This window comes from Aeromonas sp. HMWF016, assembly GCF_963878195.1.
Classification (GTDB): Bacteria; Pseudomonadota; Gammaproteobacteria; order Enterobacterales; family Aeromonadaceae; genus Aeromonas; species Aeromonas lacus.
The window spans coordinates 68,660-75,049 of the sequence record NZ_CAWNWX010000114.1 but is presented as its reverse complement, the minus strand read 5'-3'; the positions used below and the strand labels follow the sequence as shown (position 1 = coordinate 75,049).

Sequence of the window (6,390 nt, the reverse complement as noted above, 5' to 3'; positions counted from 1 at the left end):
CTGTTTGCGCTGGTGTGGGGCTTCACCGCCGATGTTCGATTGGCCTTTGGTCTGGTAGGCGGAATGGGCCTGCTGATGGGGCTGCTGGCTCTGCTGGCCTCCCTGATGTTGCGACTGGGGGCGCGGGTGAGCGGTCCGCACGCCCTGCGGCTGGCGCTGGCCCATCTGTCGCGCGAGCGGCGCAGCGGCCTCTTTCAGCTGGCCGGTTTTGCGCTGGCGCTGATGCTGTTTGGCTTGCTCTGGGTGGTTCGCATCGATCTGCTGGAGGAGTTCTCCGCCCGTTTGCCGGCCGATGCCCCCAACCGTTTTCTGGTCAATGTGGCCGAGAACGAGCGGGAAGGGATCCTGAGCGAACTGGCGGGAGCTGGCGCCGTTACCTCCGACTTCTATCCCATGGTGCGCGGGCGCCTGACCCATATCGCTGGTGATGCGGTGGGGGAAGGGGGTCGCAGTGGTCGCGAAGGGGTCGATCGGGAGCTCAACTTTACTACCACGGCGACCCTGCCGGCCGACAACAAGCTGGTGGCAGGGAAATGGCTCTCCGGCCCCGGTGAGGTATCGGTCGATAGCGAACTGGCCAAACGACTCGATATCAAGCTGGGGGACATGCTCGCCTTTACCATCGAGGGGCGCAGCTTCGGGGCCCGGGTCACCAGTCTGCGCAGCATCAAGTGGGACAATATGCGGCCCAACTTCTACATGATCTTCTCACCCGATCTGCTGGCTTCCTTCTCCCGCACCTGGATCGGCAGCTACCGGCTGCCGCCAGAGGGGCGTGCCGCCGAGGTGGGGCTGATCCGCCACCATCCGACGGTGAGCCTGATTGATGTGGATGATCTCATCGTGCGTCTGACCCGGGTTTCGGAGCAGGTGAGCCGGGCATTAGCCCTGATGCTGGGACTGGTGACGGTGGCGGCGCTGCTGGTACTGCTGACCCAGACTCAGGCCAGCATGGCCCATCGGCGGCGCGAACTGCTGCTGATGCGCACCCTCGGGGCTGGCAGCGTGCTGCTTGGCAAGATGTTGCGCTGGGAGCTGGTGGCGAGCGGCCTGTTGGCCGGGCTGTGCGCCGCCATGGTGGTGGAGTTGTGCGCCTTGGCTCTGCAGTTCTGGTGGTTTGATGGCCAGTGGCAGCTCCACTGGCGCATCTGGCTCGGGTTGCCAACCCTGGGGGCGCTGCTGGTCACGCTGGCCGGACAGGGGATGCGGCGCCAGCTACTGGCCGGTACCCTCAGCGATCGGCTGCGTGGTTTGGGTCAGGGATTGTTGTAATCAGGCCCGCGAGAGTGCAGGTGCTGGAGACAATCAGCCCGACCAGTGGTCGGGCTGATTGCTGTGCGAGTTTTGGCTGTTCGGAAAGTGTTAGCGAGTCTCTCGCAACAGATCGGTCAGTGCCTGCGGCAGCTGCGGGTAGGTAAAGTGGAAGCCGGCCTGTTGCAGATGCGCGGGCAGTACGTTTTGCCCGGTCAGCAGCAGATCGGCTGCCTCTCCCATCACCAGCTGCAGCAGCGGTGCCGGGACGAAGAAGAGGTGTGGGCGATGGAGGGTGCGAGCCAGAGTCTGGCTGAATTCCCGGTTGCTGACCGGATGAGGTGCCGTGCCGTTGAAAATACCGTTGCACTCCTCGTGCTCCAGCAGAAACAGCATGGCGCGCACCAGATCCTGCACATGGATCCAGCTCATCATCTGGTTGCCACTGCCCATGGGGCCGCCAAGCCCGAGCCGATAAGGGGGCAGCATTTTTGGCAGGGCGCCGCCATCCATGCCGAGCACCAGCCCGATCCGCACAATGCAGACCCGGGTCTGTTTGCTGCCAGCTTCCTGTGCCAGCGTCTCCCACTGCTGACAGAGCTGGTGGGTGAACTCCTGATGGGGTGAGCGGCACTGCTCGTCGAGGGGCTCAGCACCCTGCCTGCCATACCAGCCGATGGCGGAGGCGTTGATCAGCACCTTGGGGGGCGTTGTGGAGAGCTTGATAAGGTCGACCAGCTGCTCGGTCAGCAGCCAGCGGCTGTCGCAGAGCAGCTGCTTGCGCTGCTCGCTCCAGCGGCCTGCAGCTATGGGTTCGCCGGCCAGATTGATCACCGCATCCACATCGTTGAGATCATCGAGGCTGTCGAGGCTATCGATGATATGGACATCATGGCCAAGCAGGGAGTAGGCGCGGCTGCCTTGTCGGCTCAGGACGACCACGTCGTGATTGACCTTGAGATGGGCCACCAGACGGCGGCCAATAAAACCGGTTCCTCCGGTAATCAGAATCTTCATTATTGCGCGCTCCTGCGGTCGTTTGTTCTACTCTAATGGCCCTGATCACGATGGACAAGCAGCGTGCCAATCCCGGGCTGGTGGAGCAAGATGGATGAGCCTTTTCTTGACAACTGGGCAATGCATTTAATCTGTGTCCTTGGTTGATGGATTTTTGTGATGTGAGAGGCTGTTACTGAATCGTTATCATTGCTACTGCTTGTGGCCAAGGCCCGGGCTGCCATCTGCTACCTCGGTAGCTACCTCCTGTATACGAAGAGTAAACCATGCCATTTCATCGTCTGAAAACAAGCAAGCTGCGTGCAAGGCTTTTTGCTGCCCTGCTCGCAGGTGGTGCGTTACTGGTACTGGGGGAACTGACTGTGGCCTGGCAAACCATGTCGGAAGTGAACAAGGATGCCCAGCAGCGGTTGCAATATTCGCTGACCCTGTTTGACCGGACCGTGGATCATGCCCGTCAGGCTGCGATCAATGTAGAGGATATGCTGGATAAACCCTGCAGGGATACGGCGCAACTGCTGCGAGAACAGGCGGCTATCGTCCCCGATGTTCGTTCCGTCAATCTGGCGCTCGGCAGTCGTATCTACTGCTCCTCCCTTTATGGCGATTACGACGGGGTGTTCGATGTAAACCGTTATGTTGCGGGCCGTTTGCAGTTGCTCAAAGGCAATGTGGTTACTCCGGATCATCCTCTACTGATATTTCGCCATGCCGCAGGTAAGGGGAGTGTGCTGGTTGGTGTCGATGGGTACTACTTGCGCAACATTCTCGATATCTCCAGCAAGAACTCGCCGATGGCGCTTATTGTCGGCACCCGTGCCATGTTTGGTAGCGGACAAGTCGCAGGGGTACCGCCTGCAACTGAGCCGGGTTATCTGGCCTTCTCTTCGAGCCGCTATCCCTATCAGGTGGCTACCCGGGTGACACGAGAGGATTATCTTGAGCACGCCTGGCGCCACTCCTGGGGCCATATCATGCTCTACCCTCTGCTGGGGTTGCTGGTTGGCGTGGGGACATTCCGGCTGATGGGGCGTAGCAGCTCACCATCGGAGGAGCTCAAGCGGGCGTTGATCGACGAGGAGTTTATTCCCTACCTGCAGCCGGTGGTCTCCGGCGATGACGAGCAGTGGCGTGGCTGCGAGGTGCTGATGCGCTGGCAGCACCCCAAACAGGGGATGATTCCGCCTGATCGCTTTATCCCGCTGGCGGAAGATAGCGGGCTGATTGTGCCCATGACCAGCCTGTTGATGGCCGAGGTGCGCGACCACTTCTCCCCTCATGCCGGCAAGCTGCCAGCAAAGTTTCATTTTTGCTTCAATATCAGCGCCAAACACTTTCAGGATCTCGACCTGTTGGCTGACTGCAAGGCGTTTCTCGATGCCTTCAAGGAGAATCCCGTTGATTTGGGGCTGGAGCTGACGGAGCGGGAGTTGCTGGTGGCCGATGAGACAACTGCCCGGATGTTTGCCGAATTGCGCAAGCTGGGCGTGTTGATCTCTATCGATGACTTTGGCACCGGTCACTCCAGTCTGACCTATCTGCAACAGTTTCAGGTCGATGCAATCAAGATTGACCGGAGCTTTGTGGAGATGATTGGCACGGATGCACTCTCCAGCCATATCGTGGAAAACGTGATTGATCTGGCGAAACGGCTTGAATTGATCCTGATCGCGGAGGGGGTTGAGAAGCAGCCTCAGGCGGACTACCTGCGGGCTCGCCATGTCGACTATCTGCAAGGGTATCTCTATGGCCGACCCATGCCGATGGCGCAGTTCCGCAAGACCTTGTTTGGCTGATTGTGGTTAATTGAAGGCATAAAAAAACCAGCGAACTGTGCGCTGGTTTTTTGTTTTAGTGCGGTGGCTTCGGTCAGAGCATCCGCTGGAGGGCGCGAGCCAGCCGCTTGACCCCCTCCTCTATGGTCGCTTCGTCGACGCAGGAGAAGCTCAGGCGCAGGGTGTTCTGGATTTCGGGGCGCACATAGAAGGGGGCGCCCGGCACGAAGGCTACCTTTTCCTTGATCGCCTCATCAAACAGGGCCATGGCGCTGATATGAGCCGGCAGGGTCAACCAGAGGAACATGCCCCCTTCCGGTCTGGTGTAGCTGACACCGGGCGGGCAGTGACGAGTCAGGGCGGCTTCCATGGCTGCGCGCTGACGGCCATAGACCTCCTTGATCTTCTCCAGATGGGCATCGAGGGAGTTATCCATCAGGAAACGGTGCAGCACCTGCTGGCTGAAGGCGTTGCTGTGCAGGTCGGTCGCCTGTTTGGCGATGGTCACCTTCTTGCGCAGCCACTCCGGCACCAGCATCCAGCCCAGACGGAAGGCGGGCACCACGGTTTTGGAGAAGGAGCCGAGCAGTACGGTATTGTTCGGCGCCAGCTTGGCGATGGGTGGCAGATGTTCGCCCTCGAAGCGCAGCTCGCCGTAGGGATCATCTTCCACCATCAGGAGCTCGTGGCTGACCAGTCGCTCAGCTAGCACCTCGCGGTTGGCGCGGCTGTAGGAGACGCCGCTCGGGTTCTGGAAGTTGGGGACGCCGTAGAGCAGCTTGGCATTGGAGCCGCTTGCCAGCAGCGCATCCAGCGCCGCCAGATCCAGCCCGGCTTCGCCGAGGGTAATCGGCTTGAAGATGGGTTGGTAGACAGAAAAGGCCTGAATGGCGCCCAGATAGCCCGGCTCTTCGATGATGAGATCCTGCCCCTCATCGATCAGCACCTTGCCCAGCAGATCCAGCGCTTGCTGGGAGCCGCTGGTAATGAGGATGTTGTCCGGATTGACCTGCATGCCGTGGCGGGTCAGATAGCGGTCGGCAATGTATTGGCGCAGCGGCGCATACCCTTCGGTCGCCGCATATTGCAGGGCGGCAGCCCCCTGTTCGCGCAGCACATCCTGACAGGCCTGATCGATCGCCTTGACCGGAAACAGGTGAGGATTGGGCAGGCCGCCGGCAAAGGAGATGATCTCCGGATTGGCGGCAACTTTGAGGATTTCACGGATAAAGGAAGGCTCTACCTTCTCGAAGCGCTGGGCAAAAAACGGCTGCATAGGCAATTCTCTCGGCATGTGGGCGGTCGCTCCATTCGACCGCCAGGTTATCCGTTTGTATCAGATTTCAGAAATGAGGCAATGATTGTCACAAAAATCGCTAAAAAAGGGCTGGATTGACTCTACTGCGGATTATATTGGGCGGTTAGTCAGAGTAGTGATGCCAGTGAGGGGGCGGGGGAGCGGCTGGCTGGAATATTTGTTGCGCGAAACACTTGCGCCTTGGGCCCATCTTGGGATAATTCGCTCCCCTGTTTTTGCGGTGCGATGAAATAGCGGGCCGCAAGCGATCCCCTGGCGGGATCGGCCCAAGATGTATTACCCGGATTGATGAAATAACGAGACCATTATGCCTGTGACCCAAGATGTATTTAACGAAGACGGCAAGTTCATGCGCAAGATCCGCAGCTTTGTCCGTCGCGAAGGCCGCCTGACCAAAGGGCAGGAGAAGGCCCTGGAAGAGCTCTGGCCGGTCATGGGCATCGATTTCGAGCCAAAGCCGCTCGATCTGGTCGCACTGTTTGGCCGTGAAGCACCTGTGGTGCTGGAGATCGGCTTTGGCATGGGCGCCTCTTTGGTCGAGATGGCCAAGAATGCCCCCGAGAAGAACTTCATCGGCATCGAAGTACATTCCCCGGGCGTGGGTGCCTGTCTGGGTACCGCTCAGGAAGCGGGTGTCACCAATCTGAAGGTGATTTGCCACGATGCGGTCGAGGTGCTGGAGCACATGATCCCGAACGGTTCACTCTCCTGCCTGCAGCTCTTCTTCCCTGATCCCTGGCACAAGAGCCGTCACCACAAGCGCCGCATCGTACAGCCTGCGTTTGCCCAGGATATTCGCCAGAAGCTGGCCATCGGTGGTGTATTCCACATGGCTACCGACTGGGAAAACTATGCCGAGCACATGCTGGAAGTGATGAGCGCCGCCGAGGGTTACCAGAACACCTCCCCGACCGGCAACTGGGTACCGCGCCCTGACTGGCGTCCGCTGACCAAATTCGAACAACGTGGCCATCGTCTCGGCCACGGGGTTTGGGATCTGATTTTCAAGCGTGTCAGCTAAGCTGGCAC

General features: G+C 59.6%; 5 protein-coding genes. 3 read left to right on the top strand and 2 right to left on the bottom strand.

What is annotated here, in order from left to right; all coding sequences use genetic code 11:
* On the top strand, nucleotides 1-1,272 hold a 1,272-nt coding region (locus tag AACS24_RS22010), incomplete at its 5' end, for an ABC transporter permease (protein WP_308810143.1).
* A 90-nt stretch (nucleotides 1,273-1,362) separates the two neighbouring features.
* On the opposite strand, the gene AACS24_RS19960 is transcribed toward AACS24_RS22010, so the two are convergent.
* Nucleotides 1,363-2,268: a TIGR01777 family oxidoreductase gene (locus tag AACS24_RS19960; protein ID WP_108571770.1), complete on the bottom strand. Its 906-nt coding sequence runs from the start codon at nucleotides 2,266-2,268 to the stop codon at nucleotides 1,363-1,365.
* Nucleotides 2,269-2,534: 266 nt separating this feature from the next.
* Here AACS24_RS19960 and AACS24_RS19955 point away from each other — a divergent pair, with 266 nt between their 5' ends.
* Nucleotides 2,535-4,064: an EAL domain-containing protein gene (locus AACS24_RS19955; RefSeq protein ID WP_108571769.1), complete on the top strand. Its 1,530-nt coding sequence runs from the start codon at nucleotides 2,535-2,537 to the stop codon at nucleotides 4,062-4,064.
* A 73-nt stretch (nucleotides 4,065-4,137) separates the two neighbouring features.
* On the opposite strand, the gene AACS24_RS19950 is transcribed toward AACS24_RS19955, so the two are convergent.
* The gene (locus AACS24_RS19950) at nucleotides 4,138-5,319 is read right to left on the bottom strand and encodes an aminotransferase-like domain-containing protein (protein WP_108571768.1); all 1,182 of its coding nucleotides are present in this window, start codon (nucleotides 5,317-5,319) and stop codon (nucleotides 4,138-4,140) included.
* A 349-nt stretch (nucleotides 5,320-5,668) separates the two neighbouring features.
* Here AACS24_RS19950 and trmB point away from each other — a divergent pair, with 349 nt between their 5' ends.
* Nucleotides 5,669-6,382, top strand: a complete 714-nt coding sequence (gene trmB, locus AACS24_RS19945; protein WP_108571767.1) for a tRNA (guanosine(46)-N7)-methyltransferase TrmB — start codon at nucleotides 5,669-5,671, stop codon at nucleotides 6,380-6,382.
* Nucleotides 6,383-6,390: the final 8 nt, after the last annotated feature.

Excerpts from the sequence above, each read along its gene's own strand:
- AACS24_RS19950 (WP_108571768.1), bottom strand. The coding sequence starts at position 5,319 with ATGCAGCCGTTTTTTGCCCAGCGCTTCGAGAAGGTAGAGCCTTCCTTT.
- trmB (WP_108571767.1), top strand. The coding sequence starts at position 5,669 with ATGCCTGTGACCCAAGATGTATTTAACGAAGACGGCAAGTTCATGCGC.
- AACS24_RS19960 (WP_108571770.1), bottom strand. The coding sequence starts at position 2,268 with ATGAAGATTCTGATTACCGGAGGAACCGGTTTTATTGGCCGCCGTCTG.
- AACS24_RS19955 (WP_108571769.1), top strand. The coding sequence starts at position 2,535 with ATGCCATTTCATCGTCTGAAAACAAGCAAGCTGCGTGCAAGGCTTTTT.